Source organism: Streptomyces sp. NPDC102451, from assembly GCF_044765485.1.
GTDB lineage: Bacteria > Actinomycetota > Actinomycetes > Streptomycetales > Streptomycetaceae > Streptomyces.
In genome coordinates this window covers 228,975-248,020 of sequence record NZ_JBIWKD010000002.1, presented here as the reverse complement: position 1 = coordinate 248,020, position 19,046 = coordinate 228,975, and the positions used below count along the sequence as shown (strand labels likewise).

Below are 19,046 nucleotides of genomic sequence, written 5' to 3'. Positions count from 1 at the left end.
GTGCGCGGGACGGACGGGCAGGCGGCCGGTTACCCCAGCAGGTTCGGCGGAACAGGGTCACGGAGCGCCCACCCGACGGCGGAGAGGCTCAATCCGGCCAACCCGCTGTGGGGATCCAACGGCATCGCGTTCGGCCCGGACGGCCGGCTGTACGTCGCCGAGTTCCTGGGCGGCCGGATCAGCGCGGTCGATCTGGCGAGGGGTGAACTCGACGTCGTCGTACCGGCGGGCGGTCCGGTCCTGTCGCCGGACGACCTGGCGTTCGGTGCGGACGGCTCGATGTACATCGCCGACCTGGTCCCGGGCCGCGTCTGGCGGCGTACTCCTCGGGGCGAGTACTCCCTGGTGTGCGACGAGGTGAAGAACCCCAACGGCATCACCTGCGTCGGCGACCGGCTGTTCGTCAACGAGATGAAGCCCGGCGGCCGTCTGCTGGAGCTCTTCCCCGACGGAGGTGAGCCGGTCGTGCTCACCGAGGGGCTCGCCATGGGCAACGCGATGCAGCGCGGGCCCGACGGGTGCCTCTACTACCCGCACATGATGAGCGGGCAGGTCTGGCGCATCCCGCCGGACGGCGGTGAGCCGGAGATGGTCGCGGACCAGGTGGACCGGCCGGTCGCGGTGCGCTTCGACCAGGGCGGTGTCCTGCACGTGCTGTCACTCGGTCCGGAGGGCCGGGTGACCCGCATCGATCTGCACGGCTCCGGGTCGAGGACCCTGGTCACCAGCGGCGTGGTGGGCCTGGACAACGCGGCGTTCGACGCCGAGAACCGGATGTACGTCTCCAGCTACGCCAGCGGCGGCATCACCGAGATGCGCCCCGACGGTCGGACCCGGGTGATCGTGCCTCGCGGCTTCGACGGCCCGTACGGCGTCACGGTCGGCCCGGGCGGCACGGTGTACGCGGCCGACCACTACCGGGTGGCGGGCCCGCCGGTCACCCGCGAGGGCGTCCGGGCCGACGACACCGGCGGTGCGGACGCGGGTGAACCGGCCGTCCACGTCCTGGCGCCGTTCGTCCACGGCATCGTGGCGGAGGGCGGACTCCTGCACCTCACCTCGCAGTTCGGGGACGTACGGACCTACGACCCCGGGCAGGGATCGATGCGGGCCCGCGTGGGCGGGCTGGACCGGCCCATGGGCATCGCGGTGAGCCCGTCCGGCTCGCTCGTGGTCGCCGAGACGGGCGCCGGCAGGGTGCTGGCCGTCGACGGGGACGACAAGGTCACCGTGCTCGCGGAGGGCCTGCGCCGCCCGGTCGACGTGGCCTTCGACGGGGCGGGGCGGTGTTACGTCAGCGACGAGCAGGCGGGCGCCGTGCTCAGACTGGGTCCGGACGGTGCGGCGGCCGTCGTCGCCGACGGGCTCGGCGCACCTCAGGGGCTGACGGTCCTGGGTGACGCGCTGTACGCGGTGGAGACCGGGCACCGCAGGGTGCGCGCGATCTCCCTGACCACGTCGGAGAGTTGGACCGAGGCCGAGGACCTGCCGGTCGGCCCCTCGCCGGACGCCGGTCCCCTCCCACCGGAGGACGAGCCCGCGCTCTTCGCCCACGGCCTGCCGGGCCTGGCCCGCCGCTTCGCCGGGATCGCCGCCGCACCGGACGGTTCGCTCGTCCTGTCGGCCGACGGCGAGGGCACCCTGCTGCGGCTGACCCCGTCCGGCCGGCCGACATAGGATGGATGCGGTCGGGCGACCGATCACCGAGCCGGGAGGAGCACAGCCGGACATGGCGGTGGACGCCCTCGACACCCGCATCCTGCGGCTGCTCATCGAGCAGCCGCGCACCAGCGTGCGCGAGTACGCGCGCATCCTCGGCGTGGCACGCGGCACCCTTCAGGCCCGGATGGACCGCCTGGAGCGGGACGGAGTGATCACGGGCACCGGCCCCGCCCTCTCCCCCGCGGCCCTCGGCCACCCGGTGCTCGCCTTCGTCCACCTGGAGGTGACCCAGGGGCATCTGGACGAGGTGGGTGACGCGCTCGCCGCCGTCCCGGAGATCATCGAGGCGTTCTCGACGACCGGGGGCGGCGACCTCCTGACACGCGTCGTGGCCCGTGACAACGGGCATCTGGAGGACGTGATCCAGCAGCTGATCCAGCTCCCCGGAGTGGTCAGGACCCGGACCGAGGTGGCGCTGCGCGAGCGTGTCACCCACCGGGTCCTGCCGCTGGTCGAGGCGGTGGGACGGGCGGCGGGCCCCGGCTGACCGCCGTCGGGCATGCTGGAGGCCATGAACACCCCGCGCCGCCCCGCACCGCCCGTCCTCTTCGACCTCGACGGCACCCTCGTCGACAGCGAGCCGAACTACTACGAGGCGGGCCGCCGCCTCCTCGCCCGGTACGGCGTGCGGGACTTCGGCTGGGACGACCACGCCCGCTTCATCGGGATCGGCACCCGTGAGACCCTCACCGTCCTGCGGGCGGAGTACGGCATCGAGGCGCCGGTCGACGAGCTGCTGGCCGGCAAGAACGCCCTGTACCTGGAGCTCGCCGGGACGTCCACCACCGTCTTCCCCGAGATGCGGACGCTCGTCGGGCGGCTGTACGAGGACGGGGTGCCGATGGCGGTGGCGTCGGGGTCGTCCAGGGCCGCGATCGCGGCCACGCTGGCGGTCACGGGGCTGGACGCGTACCTCCCGCTGTACGTGTCCGCCGAGGAAGTGGCCCAGGGCAAGCCGGAGCCCGACGTCTTCCTGGAGGCGGCCCGGCGGCTGGGCGTGGCGCCGGACTCGTGCGTGGTCCTGGAGGACGCCGTCCCGGGAGTCCGGGCGGCCCATGCGGCGGGAATGCGCTGTGTCGCTATCCCGGAGACCCGTGCACCGTCGGACGACGCGGCGTTCGGGAAGGCGGAGCTGCTGTTCCCGGGCGGGCAGGGGGAGTTCACCGCGTCCGCCGTGCTCGACTGGCTCTCCGCCGGGTGAGAACAGGCCGGTCGGGCGGCTCCCAGGCGGGTGGGAACAGGCCGGTCGGGCCCGCCGATTGGCCGGATCCGGCGTCCCGGGCTCCGGCCGGGCGAGCGGAGGTCCGGGGGACGGATATCCTGATCATGCCGCGCATCCCGACGCACCGTACCGAGGCGATGAGCCCGACGAGGTCGCCGCCGCGGCAGTCGGAGCGGGCCACAATTCGAGATTGGTGTGCACAGGTGCTGGTTGCTGGACGGTACCGGCTGATATCCCCCATCGGCCGTGGCGGTATGGGCGAGGTGTGGCGCGCCGAGGACGAGGTTCTGGGGCGGGCCGTGGCGGTGAAGCTGCTGCTGGGCGACCAGGCCGATGCCTCGTCGACCGCGCGTTTCCGCCTGGAGGCGCAGACGGCCGCGCGTCTGAGCCACCCTCACCTGGTGGCGGTGTTCGACTTCGGTTCCTGGGAGGACCGCTTCTATCTGGTGATGGAGCTGGTCGAGGGCCGGAGCCTCGGGGATCTGCTGGAGGCTCAGGAGACGGTCCATCCCGAGCAGGTGGCCCGTATCGCCGGTGAGGCCGCCGCCGGCCTGGCCGCGGCGCACCGGCAGGGCATCGTCCACCGGGACATCAAGCCGGGCAACCTGATGCTGGACGCCGACGGGTCGGTGAAGATCGGGGACTTCGGCATCGCCCAGTTCGTCGACGACCCCTCGACGGCACTGACCACGGCCGGCCACATCGTCGGTACGAGCCTGTATCTGGCGCCCGAGCGGGCCCTGGGCCGTACGGCCGACTCGGCGTCGGACATGTACTCCCTGGGCTGTGTCATCTACCAGCTGCTGGTCGGGCAGCCGCCGTTCCGCTCGGACACGGCGACCGCGACGCTCTATCAGCACGTGGACACGCCTCCGGTGCCGGTCAGGCAGCGGGGGGTGGACGTCTCCCCCGCCTTCGACTCGTATCTGCTGGGCCTGCTGGCGAAGAAGCCCGAGGACCGGCCGAGTGCGCAGCAGGTCTCCGACTGGTTCCGTACGGACGCCTGGCGCGGGCGGCCGGAGCCGCTGCCGCATCACACGGCCGCCGCCCCTCGGCCCGTCGCCCCCGCCGCCGCACCGGCCCCGGGCACCTCGGGCCCCGCGAGCGGGTCGACGTACCGGCTGCCGCAGGCCACCGGCCGCAGACGGGCGGCTCCCGCACCCCGGGCGTCCAGATCCGCGGCCCGGTCGGCCACGACACGCCGGATCAGCACGGGTGAGGCCATCCGCCGGCGTCCGCGTGTGGCGAGCGCCGTGGCGGGGACGGTCGCGTTCCTGGCGGCGGTGTATCTGGGCACGGTCATCTTCGCGCCGGACACCGGGGCGGCGGACACCCCGGATCCCGGCTCCACCCCGACGGCAGGGATCGAGTCGCCCGCGCCGGCCGGGTCGGCGGTGGACCCGGCCGGTGACGGCGACGAAGACGAGGACTGAGCCGGCGGGTCACCAGCGCGCGTGGACCTCCGCGCGGATCCGCCGGTCGTACAGGTCGCGCACCGCGTCGAGGGTGCTCTGCGGGAGCGGCGGGAGGGCGGCGGCCGACGCGTTGGCGCGGGCCTGCTCCACCGACCGTGCGCCGGGGATGACGCTGGTGACGCCGGGCTGCTGGATGATCCAGCGCAGCGCGGTCTGGGCCGGGGTGGCGCCTTCGGGAGCGAGCGCGGCGAACTCGGCCGCGGCGGCCACTCCGGTCGCGTAGTCGATGCCGGAGAACGTCTCGCCCTGGTCGAACGCCTCGCCGTGGCGGTTGTAGGTGCGGTGGTCCTCGGGCGCGAACACGGTGTCGGCGGTGTACTTGCCGGACAGCAGCCCGGAGGCGAGCGGAACGCGCGCGATGATGCCGACCCCGGCCTCGATCGCCGCCGGGAGGACCTCGTCGAGGGGCTTCAGGCGGAACGGGTTGAGGATGATCTGGACGCTCGCGACTCCGGGCCTGGCGATGGCCGTGAGCGCCTCGGCGCACGTCTCGACGCTCACCGCGTACGCGGCGATCCGCTGCTCGGCGACGAGCGTGTCCAGGGCGTCGTACACGGCGTCGGAGGAGTAGACGGCCGTGGGCGGGCAGTGCAGCTGTACGAGGTCGAGGGTGTCGACGCCGAGGTTGGCGCGTGAGCGGTCGTTCCAGGTGCGGAAGTTGTCCAGGACGTAGTTCTCGGGAACCTGTTCCGCGCGCCGGCCCATCTTGGTGGCGACGAAGACGTCCGCGTCCGGGCGGTCCTTCAGATAGCGGCCGATGAGCTGTTCGCTGCGGCCGTCGCCGTAGACGTCGGCCGTGTCGAAGAAGGTGACCCCCGACTCGACGGCGGCGTCCAGGACACCGAAGGCATCGGTCTCCCGCACCTCGCCCCAGTCCCCGCCCAGCTGCCAGGTGCCCTGTCCTACGACCGATACGTCACGGCCGGTCCTGCCGAGTGTGCGCTGCTCCATGCGGATCATGCTACGTCGGTGCGCGGACCGGCGGGGGTGGCCGCCGCCGGTCCGCGTCCGCGGTCAGTCGCCCGTGGTCACACGGACGTAGTCGACGACGAGCTCCTGCGGGAAGCTGGTGCTGCCGTCCGGGTCGCCCGGCCAGTAGCCGCCGACGGCGAGGTTGAGGATGAGGAAGAACGGCTTGTCGAACACCCAGTCGTTGCCGTTGAGGTCCGCGGGGGTCCTCTGCTGGTAGACGGTGCCGTCGACGGACCAGGTGATGGAGTCGGGTGCCCAGTCCACGGCGAAGGTGTGGAAGTCGTCGGCGAACGCGGCCCCGCCCGGGAGGGTGTAGCCGGCGCCGATGCCTCCCGAGCCGGAGTAGCCGGGCCCGTGCAGCGTGCCGTGGACGGTGCCGGGTTCGAAGCCGACGTTCTCCATGATGTCGATCTCACCGCTGTTGGGCCAGCCGACACTGCCGATGTCGGCGCCGAGCATCCAGAAGGCGGGCCAGATGCCCTGCCCGCGCGGGATCTTCATCCTGCTCTCGACGTGTCCGTACGTCGCGGTGAACTTGCCGGAGGTGTTGAGGCGGGACGAGGTGTACTCGCAGGTCCCGTACCAGCACTGGTAGTTGCCGGGGTTCTCCTTGCGGGCGGTGATGACGAGGTTGCCCTGGCCGTCGAGGGCTGCATTGCTGTTGCCCGCCGTGTAGTACTGCCGTTCGTGGTTGTTGACGTTGTCGCCGGTCTCCGTCAGCCACTTGCCGCCGTCGACGGCGGATCCGGCGGCACCGTCGAAGTCGTCGGAGAAGGCGACGGCCTGCGCTGCCCGGGAACCCGTGGAGGACGCAGCCGTGTGGGGGTCGGGTGCGGCCGAGGCTCCGGCGGGAAGTGCGGTCATGACCACGGAGCAGCACAGCAGGGAGAGCGCGGCGTACAGCGTGGTGCGGCGCTTCCTGGAGAGGCGGCGCACCGCGTGATGGGGGGAAGGCACAGTCATCACTTCATTTCTGGTGGGGGGATGACAGTCATGCGCATGACAGACAAGCACCGAGAGATGAACACGTGACGCGCTCATCCCGGGCGTATCTTTCAACACTTGATTTAAGGCAGTGGCCCGAGGCCCGTCAAGGATCTGGTCCAGACCGGGTGACCGCGGAGGGAAGTCGCCCGCGAGGAACGGACAGCTGATGCGCATCCGTACCGACGTCACCCTTCCCGACGCTTTCGCCCTGGTCTGCGCCGCCGGCCGCGTTCCCGCCGTTCTCCGGCGATCCGGTGGACCGGCCGGCCGGCCTCGCAGTGCCCCGCTCCCGTACGGCCGTCGCCGTGCGGCGTGCGGTCGGCGGCGGCACAGTGGAGATATGGGCTGTGCGCCTGCCCGCACGGACCCGACCGGGCAGGCGCGCACCGTCCGACGCATCCCGGCGGAAGGATCAGGCGTGGACAGCGAGAGCACACGGCGTTTCGTGGTGCAGATCCACGACGCTCGGCGTATGCATTTCGACTTCCGTCTCGAGGTCGACGGCGTCCTGAAGTCCTGGGCCGTGCCGCGCGGCCCCTCGGACAATCCGAGCGACAAACGGCTGGCCGTGCCGACGGACGACCATCCCCTGGAGTACCGCGAGTTCGAGGGGGTCATTCCGCGGGACGAGCAGGGCAGCGGCACCGTGATCGTCTGGGACCAGGGCACCTACAGTCCGACCAGCCACGACCTCGCGGGCGATCCCGTCCCGTTCGCCGAGTCCCTGGAGCGCGGGCACGCCACGTTCCGGCTCGACGGGGCCAAGCTGCACGGGGAGTTCGCGCTCACCCGCTTCCACATCGACGACGAGGAGGGGGTCCGGGGGCCGGAGGCCTGGCTGCTGATCAAGGCCAACGACCGGCAGGCCGTCCACGACCGGCCGGGCACCCCCGATCCGTACCACGCCCGGTCGGCCCGCACCGGCCGCACCCTGCACCAGGTCGCCGTGGCCGAGCGGGAGGGCGCCCACTGAGAGCTCAGGGCGGGGGCGGCCCGTCGTCGGACCCGGTGAGCCGCTCCAGGACACCTGTGTAACGGGAGCGCCTGTCGGGACGGGCCTGGCCGGCGGCGTGGCGCAGTGCCGGAACCGCGGCTCCACCCATCAGCAGGAGCCCTTCGGCAGCCTCTCGGCGGACCGCGGGGTGCGTGTGGTCGAGCAGGGCGACCAGCGCGGGTACGGCGGGTTCCCAGCCGGCGCGGCAGAGCGTCCTGATCGCCATGCGTCTGATGTCCGGCTGCGGGTCGTCCAGCAGGGTGGCCGTGTGGAGCAGATGGGCAGGCCGGTCCAGCATGGCGCGCGAGGTCCGGTGGGCGTGCAGCCTGACCTTGGGCCTGGGATGGTGCAGCAGCTCGCCGATGACCTCTCTCAGGCCGGGGTCCCGGTCCGGTTCCCGGCCGCCGTGCTCCTCCGCGAGGCGGGCGAGGGCCCTGCGTATCTGCTCGGGGCCTCCTGTACGGGCCAGGCGCAGCAGCTCCGCGCGTGCCGGGCGGCGCGCCGCCGGGGCGGGAGCAGGCGTACGGGGGACGGAGCCCGGTCCTTCGTCCAGGAGGAGCCTCTCGGCGAGGTCGTCACGTCCCTCGGCGCGCAGCCGCTCCCTGATCCTCTTCATCTCGGGGGAGCCCAGCAGCCGCCGGCCCGCCAGCAGGTCCAGGAAACCCCGGGCCCCCGCCTCGATCCGGGGACGGAGGTGCTCCGCCAGTACCTCGGCGGGCGCAGCCCGCAGGGCGTGGCCGGCGTCCGCCCGGAGGCCGGCGGGGCCGTGCTCCCACCATCCGAGCAGCAACGGGATCAGCGGCACGACGTCCCAGGGGCCGAGCTGCCGCGCGAGGAGGGCCACCCTGTCGGGCAGGGTGGCCCCGCCGCTCAGCTCCGCGGGATCGACGGTGACCAGCGTGCGGGCCAGGCTGCCACCGGAGGGCAGGGGGATACGTCCTTGGAGGTACGCGTCGAGGACCGCGCGTACCGTGTCCGGCTCCGGCCGGCCCAGGAGCTGCCTGGCCGCGTCGGATCTGCGGCCGGCGTCGGGCCCTTCCAGCAGGTCGAGCAGCCGGGTGCGCCGCGCGGTGGTGCGCGGCCCGTCGAGGTCGCCGGAGCGTACGACTTCCGAAGCCGGGGCGGCTGTCTCGGCAAGCGTCCACGGGGGCGCTCCGAGGGGCTGGAGATCCGTCATCCAGTCGACGAGGAGGGCGCGCACTCCCACGTCGCCGGCCTCGGGGTACGCGGCCATGAGAGCCGAGAGGCGCTGCCTGGAGCCCGGTGGGTGCGGGACGCCGCACCGGAACTCCTCCAGGGCGCGGCGGGTGCGGAGGGCCGGGTGCAGGGCGGACCGCCACGCCTCCGCCCCAGGGTCGGGCGTGGGTGGCTCCGGCAGGGAGAACGCCTCACGCAGTACGGCGGTTTCGGCATCCCGCACATCGGAGGCGAGGCGGGCGGCGGCAAGGGCCCGGTCCAGGTCCTCCCTGGCCGGCACGGCGTCGCAGGCACGGAGCAGCCGCAGCGCCCGTACGTGCTGCGGGGGTGACATGGCGCGTACGGCGTCGGCGAGCTCCAGGCGTTCCGTACCGGACAGCCGGGGCGCCATGGCCTGGAGTACCGCGAGGAGGCCGGCCCGGTGTTCCCGCTCGCCCGCGAGGCCCTCCGTCAGCACCTGGGCGTACTCCGCGAAGCGGTCCAGCTCGTCGGGCGGCCACGGTGCGGGGCAGAGCCGCAGGACGAGGCCGAGGACCTGGTCCCGGGCGGCCTCCGGCACGGCCCCGGCCAGCCGGAGCCAGTCCGCCAGCATCGGCCGCAGCTCCGGCAGGCGCCGTACCGGCAGCGTGTCCGGGCTGTCCGCCAGGCGCAGGGCAACCTGTGCGGTCCAGCCGTGGTCGAGGAGCTCGGCGGCCCAGGATTCCGCGTCACCGGCCGCCGGGTGACCGGAGACGGTGATCCCGTACTCCGCGGCCGGCTCCGCGAGGTCCCCGGCGGCACTCCCCGCACCGAGACGTATCCGGCCGTCGGCCACCGCGGCGAGCAGGTCCGGGACGACGGGGGAGCTCTGATCGGCCAGGGCTGCGACCGTGCGTGAGGCGAGGGTGCCGTCGAGGCCCCGCAGCAGCAGCGTGCGCTCGCGGGGGTCCCCGGAGCGTACGGCGGCGGCGAGGAGCGTGGCCGTGCAGGCGTCACCCAGCACCGCGCGCAGTGCGGCGACGAGCCCCGTGCGCAGCCCCGGATTGTCGTTGCGGCCGAGTGCGCGCAGGAGGCCGGGCACGGCGGCGGGCGTCCCGGCGCGCGCCAGGACCGACGCGGCGGTCTTCCTGATGTTCATCGTGGGGTGGTCCAGGAGGTCCGTGATCGCCGTGCAGGCCCAGCGGGCCTCGGCTTGGCCGAGGGCGAGCAGCGCCTGCCGTACGGTCCGGATGTCCTCGGCCCGGGTCAGTGCGATCAGCGTGGCCGACAGGGCCTGCGCGTCCTCGCCCGTCGCGCCTGCGGCCAGCAGCGCGATGGCGTGCTTGCGCACATGCTGATCGCGGTGGCGCAGCAGCCGGTGCACACGGGGGCGGGTCCGGGCGGACGGTGCGCGGCGCAGGACTTCGAGCAGGACGGACAGCTCGCGGGGCGGCAGGCCCGGCCGGTCCAGCAGGTCCAGCACGATGTCGGCCAGCAGCGCGTCGCCCGCCTCCTGGGCGTCCCGGGCGCCGACCAGGCAGGACGGCCTGATCCTGCGCCGTTCGTGCAGCCGGCCGCCCAGGCCGCGTACGGCGTCCACGATCTCCTGGGGGACGACGGGTTCCTCGGCACGGGCCGGTTCCGGGAGCGGGCCGGTCTCCACCGTCTCCCACGATGCCGCCAGTTCGCCCACGACCCGCAGCAGCAGGCCGCTGACGGCGGGCAGGGTGGCCGCGCTGCTGTGGGCCGCGAGCGCGCACAGGGCCGCGGCCGGATCGTCCGGCTCCGGTCCCGCGGTCAGCAGGGCCAGTTCCCGCTCGTCGGGGGCTCCGAGGTCGGCCGCGACGGCCGGGGGCGGGGCGGCCGGGTCGACGCGGGTGAGGAGGTGGCGCCGAACCTCCGGATCGGTGGTGAGCTGCCACAGGAGTTCGAGTGCCCGGTGGTGTACGGGCCGGAGGAAGGGGGCGATCCCGCTCCCGTCGGTGTCCGGTCCGAGCGCTTCGGTCAGCGCCGCGACGGTGCGCTCTCCGCCGATGGCTTCGAGCGTGTCGAGGACGGCGGCGGGAGCACGGGGCAGCAGGGCGAGCACGGCCTCCTCGGCTTCCTCGTGGCGGAGTTCACGGATCGCTTCGAGATACGGCCCCGGGACGCGCGCGGACGGGAGCATGCGGGTGACCGCCGCCCCGATCGGGAGGTCTCCTGTCCCCTGCCCGGCCAGGGCGACGAGCAGGTCGAGGCGGCGCGGTCCGCCCGGGTCGTCCGCAGGTGCCTGGGAGAGCAGGTCCAGGACCGTCCGGCGGCAGGTGTAGAGGATCGCCGCGACGGTGCGGGGGTCGATCGAGTGGTCGGCCAGCGCCAGACCGACGACGGCCGGCGCCTGGGACGCATCGGGGAAGTGCCCGCGCCGGTGGAGTCCGTGCAGACAGCTGATAGCGGGCCCGCCGAGCAGCAGCGGATCCTGGGCCGCGATGTCCAGCAGCGCGCCGATGTCGCCGCGTTCCGCCAGGTCACCGAGGAGTTCCATGGCCAGGCGCCGTACCTCCGGGGGTACGGCGGTGTCCGACGCCGTACGCGGCAGCAGTGCCCCGTGCCCGTGCCGGGCGGCGGCGGTGAGCGCGAGAGCCGTCACCGGGGCCGCATGGGCGGCACCGAGGTACGGGGTGAAGCGGGCTGCGGGAAGAGGGTCCGAGGCCGCCCAGGGCTCGGCCAGTTCCTTCAGCGCGGCGGCTGCGGCGGCCGTGTCGTCCGGGCCGCCGCCGAGCAGCCCGGCCAGATGATCCCTGGCGAGGCCGGGTGCCAGCAGTCCGGCGTGCAGGCCCTGTCCGATCAGCCGGACCGCCTCCGTACGCAGGACGGGATCACCGGTGCCCAGGACGTCGGCCACGAGCCGGTCCGGGCGGGGGGCGTCCCCGGCGTCGACGGCGCGCACGGCCTGGTAGAGCGCTTCGCCGGGCTGCTCGTCCCGCAGCACCGAGGGGTCCATGAGGATCTCGGCGCGCAGCCAGGCGATCCGCACCCGTGCCGGCGGCGCGGCCGCACGCCAGGCGGGCAGCGTCCCGTGCGGGCTGTGGACTCCGAGCCGCCCGTAGAGCTGGGCCAGCAGGAGCGACTCGTCCGGCGGCCCGGGGACGTCCCGCGGCAGCAGGGCCGCCAGCTCGGCCGCCTCGCCGGCCGGCAGCCGGGGCCGGGCCGCCCGCTCGGCGAGGAGGGTCAGCCCCAGATACCGCGTACGACGGTCCGTGTGCCCGATGAGCGGCCCGAGTTCGGAGACCGGGCGGAGGGCCATGACGGTGTCACGGCCCGGCTGCCGCTGCGGAGTCCACGCGTCTGCGGGGGTCGTCGTCACCGTCGGATGTTAGGTGCGTACGGGACGTTCCGGCCAGCGAATACCGGCGTCCTCAGCGCACCGGCCGGCCCACCGGCCCGAGCCGGTCCGCGAGTTGCTCGCGCAGCCGGGTCAGGCGGGCGATCTCCGCGTCGAGCACGGCCAGCCTCCGCGCGGCGACCCCCTCGCTCCCCGCGTTCCCGTTCCCGGAGGCGCCGCACTGCGGCGGTGGGCCGTCCATCAGCAGATCGAGGCGGTCCGCGCACCGGCTCAGGTCCTCCACGGTGAGCCCGAGGGACAGCATCTCGCGGATGAACCCGACCCGGGCCACATCGCGGGTGCTGTACTGCCGCTGCCCCGTGGTGCTGCGCACCGGCGGGGGCAGCAGCCCTCGCTCCTCGTAGAACCGAAGCGCTCTCGGAGTCGTCCCCGCGGCTGCCGCGGCGTCACCGATCCGCATCTCCACCCCCGCTGTGCCGTCCTGGTGCTACAGCTCGACCACCACCGTGCCGAGGTGCCGCCCGTCCATCAACTCCTGCAACGCGGCGGGGGCGTTGTGTATGCCCGCGATCCTTACGTGCGGAAAGGTGATCTCACCGGAGCGCAGCCACGCGCCGAACTTCCGGGTCCATTCGCCACGGACCTCGGGGTGGTCGAGGCCGGAGATCCCCCGCATCGTGATCCGCTTGACGACCAGCTGGAACGTGTCGATCTCGACCGGCGCCGAGGTGCCGCCGCCCTTTCCTGACAGCTGTCCCGCCAGAGTCCCGATGAGCACGAACCGGGCGCCGGGCCGCGCCGCCCGTACGGCCGCGCGCAGCTGCTCACCCCCGACCATGTCGACAAAGACATCAATACCCTCGGGGGCCGCCTCCGCCAGCCGGTCGGAGAAGGTGTGCTCCGGGTCCCTCAGCACGACGGCGTCGTATCCGAGGGCATCCGTCATCCGCTCGGCCTTGGCCGGCGAGCCGGTGCTTCCGATCACGCGTCCGGCCCCGAGCAACCGGGCGGTCCGGCCCGCCACGGAGCCGATTCCGCCCGCCCCGCCCGACACGAACACGGTTTCCCCCGGCTGGAGTTCGGCGACCCGGGTGAGCGCCGTGTACGCCAGGGAGCCCTGGGAGAGATGGGCCGCCGGGTCGGGGAGTGCGCCGTCGTCGAGCGGTACGCACTCCGCGGCGGGCACCACCGCGTACTCCCGCCAGCCGAGGAAGTGCGAGACCAGCGATCCCACGGGCGGTCCGGCGGTGCCGGGCCGCGCCACGACCTCCCCGACGGCCGGGCCGAACAGAGCGTCACCGGGGCCCAGACCGGGGAAGGGCGCACCCTCCACCCCTCCGCCGACGAGGGTGCGCAGGGCGGGGAAGACCTGGAAGTAGGTGTTGCGTACGAGCACCTCCCCCTCCCCCGGCCGCGGGAGCGGCTGCTCCACGACACGGAAGTGCTCGGGGCGCGGCAGGCCCTCGGGTACGGCCGCGAGCCGTACCTCGCGGGAGACAGGGGGCAGGGCGGGGCGTGCGGTCATGGGCGGGCTCCTCGTCCGGGTGCTTCGGGCCCGGGCGGCCGGAAGCACCCGGACGCTAAGCCCTCACCCATGCGTCAGGGGCAAGGGCCGGAGCGCCTCAGGATTTCTTGGCGGAGGCCAGATGGGCGAAGACCACCACGTTGTCCTCGTAGTCCTTCTTCTTCTTGTCGTAGACACCGCCGCAGGTGATCAGCCTCAGCTGTGCGGTGCCGGCGTCGGCGTACACGCGCTTGTCCGGGAAATCAGCCTTGCTGAAGGTCTCGACGGTGTCGATCTTGAACGTGGCGACGACACCGTCCTTGCGGGTGATGTCGACCGTATTGCCCGCCTTGAGCGCACTGAGCAGCAGGAACACGGCGGGGCCGGTCCTGGTGTCGACGTGCCCCGCCACCACCGAGGTGCCGCGCTCGCCGGGCGTGGCTCCGTCCTTGAACCAGCCCGCGAGATTCGCGTCGTTCGCGGGCGGCGCGTCCAGCTGCCCGGAGGGACCGATCGACAGGGGCGTGAAGGGGGCGTCGACCGCGATCGACTTGATCGAGATCCGTTCGGGCTCGGACGGGGGAAGCCCGAGCGGAGCGGCGGAGGGAGTGGCGGACCGGGTTGCCGATGGGGTGGGCGAGGCGGATGCCGTGGCCGCGGGGAGGGACACCACGGCGGGTGCCGGCGGCACTCCGGCCGACGCGTCGAAGGAGTTGTAGACGAGGAGGAAGCCCAGCCCGACCGCCGCGACGGGCCACAGCAGGGAACGGCCGAGGGCTGGGGACTCGGGGGCTGGTTCGGACGGCTGCGGGGCGGCCATGCGCATGCGCCTTTCGCGTACGGGAGGGACGGGCGGCTGTACGGGGAAAATCGGCGCGGCCACCGCCCCGGGGAGGGCGGCGGCCACGACAGGATTCATGCGGTGTTGCGGGGCGCCTGTCAGACGGCCGCGGCACCCGAGGCGTTGCGGCGGCGCAGCTTGTACGCGGCGGCACCCAGGCCACCGAGCATCAGCACCGAGCCGGCGGCCAGGCCGCTGCCGGAGAGCGCCATCGCTCCACCGCCGGTGTGGACGCCGCCCTCGGGCTTCTCGTGCTTCCAGGTCTTCTCGCTGTCGCCGGAGCCGGACTCCTTGTCCTTCTCCCAGCCGCCGGAGTCGGAGCTGGAGCCGGAGTCCTTCTCCTTGTCCTTCTCCCAGTCGTCCGACGACACGGCGGCCAGGGCACCGCCACCCGCGTGGACACCGCCTTCCGGCTTCTCGTGCTTCCACGAGTCCGGCTTCTCACGGTCGTCGTTGCTGCCGGAACCGGAGTCCTTCTCCTTGTCCTTCTGCCAGTCGTCCGACGACACACGGGCCAGCGCACCGCCACCCGCGTGGACACCGCCCTCGGGCTTGTCGTGCTTCCAGGAGTCCGGCTTCTCACGGTCGTCGTTGCTGCTGGCGGAGGAACCGCTGTCCTTGTCCCAGTCGTCCGCCGAGGTCACGGCGTATGCGGCGGGGACGGAGACCGCGAGGACCGCCGTGACGGCGGCCGATGCGAACAGGGTGCGGGCAGAGCGCATGGATACACAGTCCTTTCGCCACCCCCGCGCTGGCCGGCTGGTTGTCGGCTCATCGGATCACGGGTGCGACGTGATCCACCGTCAGCTGAAAACCGGGGGCCCACCACTCGGGGAGGCCGCATTCGAGCGATGCGGTGGGCTCAACGTGTGACAGGGAGCCAGATGTCACCCGTTGGACGGCACGCCACGCCGAGGGGAGGTTTGGGCGCCGACGATCATCGGTGTAGGGGCGCCGCAGGGGTGCTCGTAGGATCACGGCATGAACGACATCGCACCGGCCGGCTGCTGCTCCCCCGGCCGCGGCAGGCCTGACGGCCCGTCCGGGAACACCCCCTCCGACCAGGCAGGACAGGAGAAGGACGCCGCCGTGACGTCCGTCGCGCGCGGGGCCGGTGACGGGATGGTGCTGCTCCCCGGCGGGTCGTTCCTCATGGGGTCCGAGGATCCGGACGGGTTCCGCGACGACGGTGAGGGCCCGGTCCGCGAGGTGCGGGTCTCCGCCTTCCGCATCGACGCGCACGCGGTCAGCAACCAGCGGTTCGCGGAGTTCGTCTCGGCCACCGGGTACGTCACCGAGGCCGAGCGTTTCGGCTGGTCGTACGTCTTCGCCGGGTTCCTGCCGGCCGCGCTCCGGCGCGGCGCCGGCCGTCCGGACTCCACGCCGTGGTGGTGCGGGGTGGAGGGCGCCCGGTGGGACACGCCCGAAGGTCCCGGCAGCGGGGTCGGGGACCGTGGGGACCATCCCGCGGTGCACGTCTCCTGGAACGACGCGCGCGCGTACTGCCGTTGGGCGGGCGCCCGGCTGCCGACCGAGGCCGAGTGGGAGTACGCGGCCCGGGGCGGCCTGGAGCAGGCCCGCTACCCGTGGGGCGACGAGCTGACCCCGGGCGGTGAGCACCGCTGCAACATCTGGCAGGGGCACTTCCCCACGAAGAACACCGCCGAGGACGGCTACGCGGGCACCGGCCCGGTCGGCGCGTACGAGCCGAACGGCTTCGGCCTGTACAACATGGCGGGCAACGTCTGGGAGTGGTGCCACGACTGGTGGGGCACCACCCACGCGACGGCCCGCCGGAGCGATCCGCGCGGTCCGGGCTCGGGTGACGCCAAGGTGATGCGGGGCGGCTCGTACCTCTGCCACCGCTCGTACTGCAATCGGTACCGGGTAGCCGCCCGTACCCGCAACACGCCGGACAGCACCGCGGGGAACCTCGGCTTCCGCTGCGTACGCACGGCCTGATCCCGCTGTCATTGCGGCAACATGAATATTTTTCCGGGTCATTGACTAAAAAATCGCGCGGTCATCATGCTGGGCGCCATGCACTCACACGGTGGACCTCTCTCGCGGCTGAGGCGCGGGCACGAGGAACGCGTACTCGGTCTGCTGCGCCGGCACGGGCCACAGAGCCGAGCCGAACTCGGACGCCAGGCCGGGCTGTCACGCACCACGCTGTACGACATAGTCGGGACCCTGGTCGCGAGCGGGGCCGTCGTGGCGGCCGCCGCGGAACCCGGTCCGCGCCGGCGCGGCCGTCCGGTGGAGCACCTCACGCTCAACCCCGCAGCCGGCCAGGCCGTCGGCATCGACTTCGCCCGCCGCGCCGTTCATGTGGCGGCCGCCAACGTGGCGCACGAGGTGATCGGTTCGGCGAGCCGGGCCCATGCCCCCGGGCTCTCCTGGGAGCGGCGCGTCGAACTGGCCGAGCGGCTCGTCGCCTCGCTGGCCGGCGGCACCCTGCGGCTGTCCGCCCTCGGCACGACCGGTGCGGTCGGGGTCGGCCTGGTCGGCCCGGTGCGCACGGCCGGCGACGCCCCGGAGGAACCGCTGGCGACCCTGGCGGGACTGCTGGGCAAGCGCTTCGGGGCCCCCGTCCTGCTGGACAACAACACCCGGCTCGCGGCGCTCGCGGAGTCCACCTGGGGGGCGGCGGCGGCGAGCCAGGACGTGCTGTACCTGCGGCTCTCGCACGGTGTGGGCGGCGGCCTCGTCGTGAACGGTTCGCTCCACCGGGGTGTCGACGGCCTGGCGGGCGAGCTCGGGCACATCACCGCCGACCCCGAGGGCGGGCCGTGCGAGTGCGGGGGCCGTGGGTGCCTGGAGACGATCGCGTCGATCGGGCCCGTCCTCGCCTCCTACCGCGCGCTGGGCGGCCGTGCGGACGACGTCCCGACCCTGCTGAGGGCGGCCGGGAACGGTGACCGGGCGGCCCACGAGGTCCTGCGGGCCGCGGGGACCCGGACCGGCGTCGTACTCGCGGGGGTCGTCAACGCGGTCGGCCCCGGTGTGATCGTGCTGGGCGGTGAGCTGGCCCGGGCGGGCGACGCGCTGCTCGTACCCGTACGGGAGGCGCTCGACGCCCATGTGATGCCGCTGGCCCGTGGGCGCGTGACGCTGCTGCCCGCCGGTCTCGGTGAGGCGGGGGGCGCGCTCGGCGGGGTCGCCCTCGCCCTCCATGAATCCCCGCTGCTCGCCCGCTACCCGGGTCCGGGCGGCGACGACCTTCCCGAGGACGCCACATGAGTTCCACGGAGACACCCGTGAAGCGGGCCGCACCCGTACGGGACAGCACGGGACCTGCCCGCGAGCCCCGGCGGAAGGGCCGCCGCCGTATCCCCGCCCTCGTCCTGAACCTGGTCGCCCTGGTGGCAGGCGTCGGACTGTGGGCGTGGCTGGCCTCGCTCGGGATCCAGGCGCTTCCCGGGCCGGCGGCCGTGGCGGACAAGGCGGGTGAGCTGATCGCGGACGGCACGCTGGCCGAGGACGCGCTGGCCAGCCTGCGACGGGTCCTGACCGGCTTCGCGCTGGGCACCCTACTGGCCGTGCCCGTGGGCTTCCTGATGGGCTGGTACCCGGTGGCGCGCGGACTGCTGGAGCCGTACGTCCAGTTCTTCCGCACGGTGCCGCCGCTGGCCATGATCCCGCTGGCCATCGTGCTGCTGGGCATCGGCGAGACGCCCAAGATCTTCGTGATCTTCCTGGCGGCGTTCCTGTCCAGCGTCGTGGCCGCCTTCCAGGGCGTCGTGGGGGTCGACAGGACGCTCATCGACGCGGCGCGGGTGCTGGGGGCCCGGGACGGGACGATCTTCCTCAAGGTGGTCGTGCCCGCCTCCGCGCCGTTCATCCTCGTCGGGATGCGGATCGGGCTGGGCTCCGCCTGGGGGACCCTGGTCGCGGCGGAGCTGATCGCCGCTCAGGAGGGCCTCGGTTACCAGATGCAGAAGGCCCAGCTCTACTACGACCTCCCCACCATCTTCGTCGGCCTCATCACCATCGGTCTGCTCGGCCTGCTGATGGACCGGATGCTGCTGCTCGCCGAACGACGCCTCACCCGTTGGCAGGAGACCCGATGAACGCCAAGATCTCCTTCCGGAACGTCTCCCGGACCTTTCCGATGAAGAACAGCACCTTCACCGCCCTGGACGAGGTGTCGCTGGACATCGGTGACGAGGAGTTCGTCACCGTCGTCGGACCGTCCGGGTGCGGCAAGAGCACCCTGCTCAATCTGGCCGCCGGGCTCGCCGTCCCGACCTCGGGCGAGGTCCTCGTCGACGGGAAGCCGGTCACCGGGCCCGGGCCGGACCGTGGGGTGATCTTCCAGCAGTACGCGCTGTTCCCCTGGCTGACCGTGCGCGGCAACGTCGAGTTCGGGCTGAAGCTGGCGTCCGTACCGGCCGCCGAGCGCAGGCGCCGGGCGGAGCGTGCCATCGAGCTGGTCGGTCTCACCGACTTCGCCGACGCGCTGCCCAAGACGCTGTCCGGCGGGATGAAGCAGCGCTGCGCCATCGCTCGTGCCTACGCCGTCGATCCGCAGGTGCTGCTGATGGACGAGCCCTTCGGCGCTCTGGACGCGCTGACCCGGGTCCAGCTGCAGGACCAGCTCCTGGACACCTGGAGCCGGGACCGGCGCACGGTCCTGTTCGTCACGCACGACGTGGACGAGGCCGTCTATCTCGCCCGGCGCGTCGTGGTGATGGCCGCGCGGCCGGGCCGGATCCAGTCGGTCATCGAGGTGGACCTGCCCTATCCGCGTACCGAAACCATCCGGCTCTCCCCCGAGTTCGCCCGGATCCGCAACGCCGTGTGGACCTCCGTCTACCACCAGACCCCGGCCGCCACGGCCGCCTGA

At 73.3% G+C, this 19,046-nt stretch carries 16 protein-coding genes; 9 read left to right on the top strand and 7 right to left on the bottom strand.

Going from position 1 to position 19,046, the window contains the following annotated elements; genetic code table 11:
* The 4 genes from ACIRD8_RS04645 to ACIRD8_RS04630 all read left to right on the top strand — a co-directional run bounded on the left by ACIRD8_RS04645 (position 1) and on the right by ACIRD8_RS04630 (position 4,377).
* The gene (locus ACIRD8_RS04645; RefSeq protein WP_403985973.1) at positions 1-1,677 is read left to right on the top strand and encodes a hypothetical protein; all 1,677 of its coding nucleotides are present in this window, start codon (positions 1-3) and stop codon (positions 1,675-1,677) included.
* A 52-nt stretch (positions 1,678-1,729) separates the two neighbouring features.
* Positions 1,730-2,209 carry an Lrp/AsnC family transcriptional regulator gene (locus tag ACIRD8_RS04640; protein WP_403985970.1) on the top strand — a complete coding sequence of 160 codons (480 nt, stop codon included), beginning with the start codon at positions 1,730-1,732 and terminating at the stop codon, positions 2,207-2,209.
* A 24-nt stretch (positions 2,210-2,233) separates the two neighbouring features.
* Positions 2,234-2,923 (top strand): HAD family hydrolase, encoded by a 690-nt coding sequence (locus tag ACIRD8_RS04635; protein WP_403985967.1) that lies wholly within the window; start codon positions 2,234-2,236, stop codon positions 2,921-2,923.
* Between the two features lie 275 nt (positions 2,924-3,198).
* Positions 3,199-4,377, top strand: coding sequence for a serine/threonine-protein kinase (locus ACIRD8_RS04630; protein WP_403987255.1), 1,179 nt, complete (start codon positions 3,199-3,201; stop codon positions 4,375-4,377).
* 9 nt (positions 4,378-4,386) lie between these two features.
* Here the strand turns inward: ACIRD8_RS04630 and ACIRD8_RS04625 are convergent, their stop codons facing one another.
* A complete protein-coding gene (locus ACIRD8_RS04625; RefSeq protein ID WP_403985964.1) occupies positions 4,387-5,379 on the bottom strand; it encodes an aldo/keto reductase in 993 nt (330 codons plus the stop codon).
* Between the two features lie 54 nt (positions 5,380-5,433).
* Positions 5,434-6,354: a family 16 glycosylhydrolase gene (locus ACIRD8_RS04620; protein WP_403985961.1), complete on the bottom strand. Its 921-nt coding sequence runs from the start codon at positions 6,352-6,354 to the stop codon at positions 5,434-5,436.
* 364 nt (positions 6,355-6,718) lie between these two features.
* Between ACIRD8_RS04620 and ACIRD8_RS04615 the strand changes: the two genes are divergently transcribed.
* Positions 6,719-7,351, top strand: a complete 633-nt coding sequence (locus ACIRD8_RS04615; RefSeq protein ID WP_403985958.1) for a DNA polymerase ligase N-terminal domain-containing protein — start codon at positions 6,719-6,721, stop codon at positions 7,349-7,351.
* A gap of 4 nt (positions 7,352-7,355) precedes the next feature.
* Here ACIRD8_RS04615 and ACIRD8_RS04610 read toward each other — a convergent pair whose 3' ends face one another.
* The 5 genes from ACIRD8_RS04610 to ACIRD8_RS04590 all read right to left on the bottom strand — a co-directional run bounded on the left by ACIRD8_RS04610 (position 7,356) and on the right by ACIRD8_RS04590 (position 14,919).
* Positions 7,356-11,873, bottom strand: a complete 4,518-nt coding sequence (locus tag ACIRD8_RS04610; RefSeq protein ID WP_403985955.1) for a HEAT repeat domain-containing protein — start codon at positions 11,871-11,873, stop codon at positions 7,356-7,358.
* 52 nt (positions 11,874-11,925) lie between these two features.
* Entirely contained in the window at positions 11,926-12,312 is a 387-nt protein-coding gene (locus ACIRD8_RS04605; protein ID WP_403985952.1) for a MerR family transcriptional regulator, read from the bottom strand.
* Positions 12,313-12,339: 27 nt separating this feature from the next.
* Entirely contained in the window at positions 12,340-13,377 is a 1,038-nt protein-coding gene (locus tag ACIRD8_RS04600) for an MDR family NADP-dependent oxidoreductase (RefSeq protein ID WP_403985949.1), read from the bottom strand.
* A gap of 97 nt (positions 13,378-13,474) precedes the next feature.
* Positions 13,475-14,176, bottom strand: coding sequence for a class F sortase (locus ACIRD8_RS04595; protein WP_403985946.1), 702 nt, complete (start codon positions 14,174-14,176; stop codon positions 13,475-13,477).
* 119 nt (positions 14,177-14,295) lie between these two features.
* Positions 14,296-14,919 carry a hypothetical protein gene (locus ACIRD8_RS04590; protein WP_403985943.1) on the bottom strand — a complete coding sequence of 208 codons (624 nt, stop codon included), beginning with the start codon at positions 14,917-14,919 and terminating at the stop codon, positions 14,296-14,298.
* 259 nt (positions 14,920-15,178) lie between these two features.
* Between ACIRD8_RS04590 and ACIRD8_RS04585 the strand changes: the two genes are divergently transcribed.
* The 4 genes from ACIRD8_RS04585 (at position 15,179) to ACIRD8_RS04570 (ending at position 19,046) form a co-directional block, all read left to right on the top strand.
* On the top strand, positions 15,179-16,159 hold the full coding sequence (locus ACIRD8_RS04585) for a formylglycine-generating enzyme family protein (protein ID WP_403985940.1): 981 nt from the start codon (positions 15,179-15,181) through the stop codon (positions 16,157-16,159).
* A gap of 66 nt (positions 16,160-16,225) precedes the next feature.
* A complete protein-coding gene (locus ACIRD8_RS04580) occupies positions 16,226-17,440 on the top strand; it encodes an ROK family protein (protein ID WP_403985937.1) in 1,215 nt (404 codons plus the stop codon).
* The gene (locus ACIRD8_RS04575) at positions 17,437-18,270 is read left to right on the top strand and encodes an ABC transporter permease (protein WP_403985934.1); all 834 of its coding nucleotides are present in this window, start codon (positions 17,437-17,439) and stop codon (positions 18,268-18,270) included. Before ACIRD8_RS04580 ends, ACIRD8_RS04575 begins: the two co-directional genes overlap by 4 nt.
* On the top strand, positions 18,267-19,046 hold the full coding sequence (locus tag ACIRD8_RS04570; protein ID WP_403985931.1) for an ABC transporter ATP-binding protein: 780 nt from the start codon (positions 18,267-18,269) through the stop codon (positions 19,044-19,046). The genes ACIRD8_RS04575 and ACIRD8_RS04570 overlap by 4 nt, the downstream gene beginning before the upstream one ends.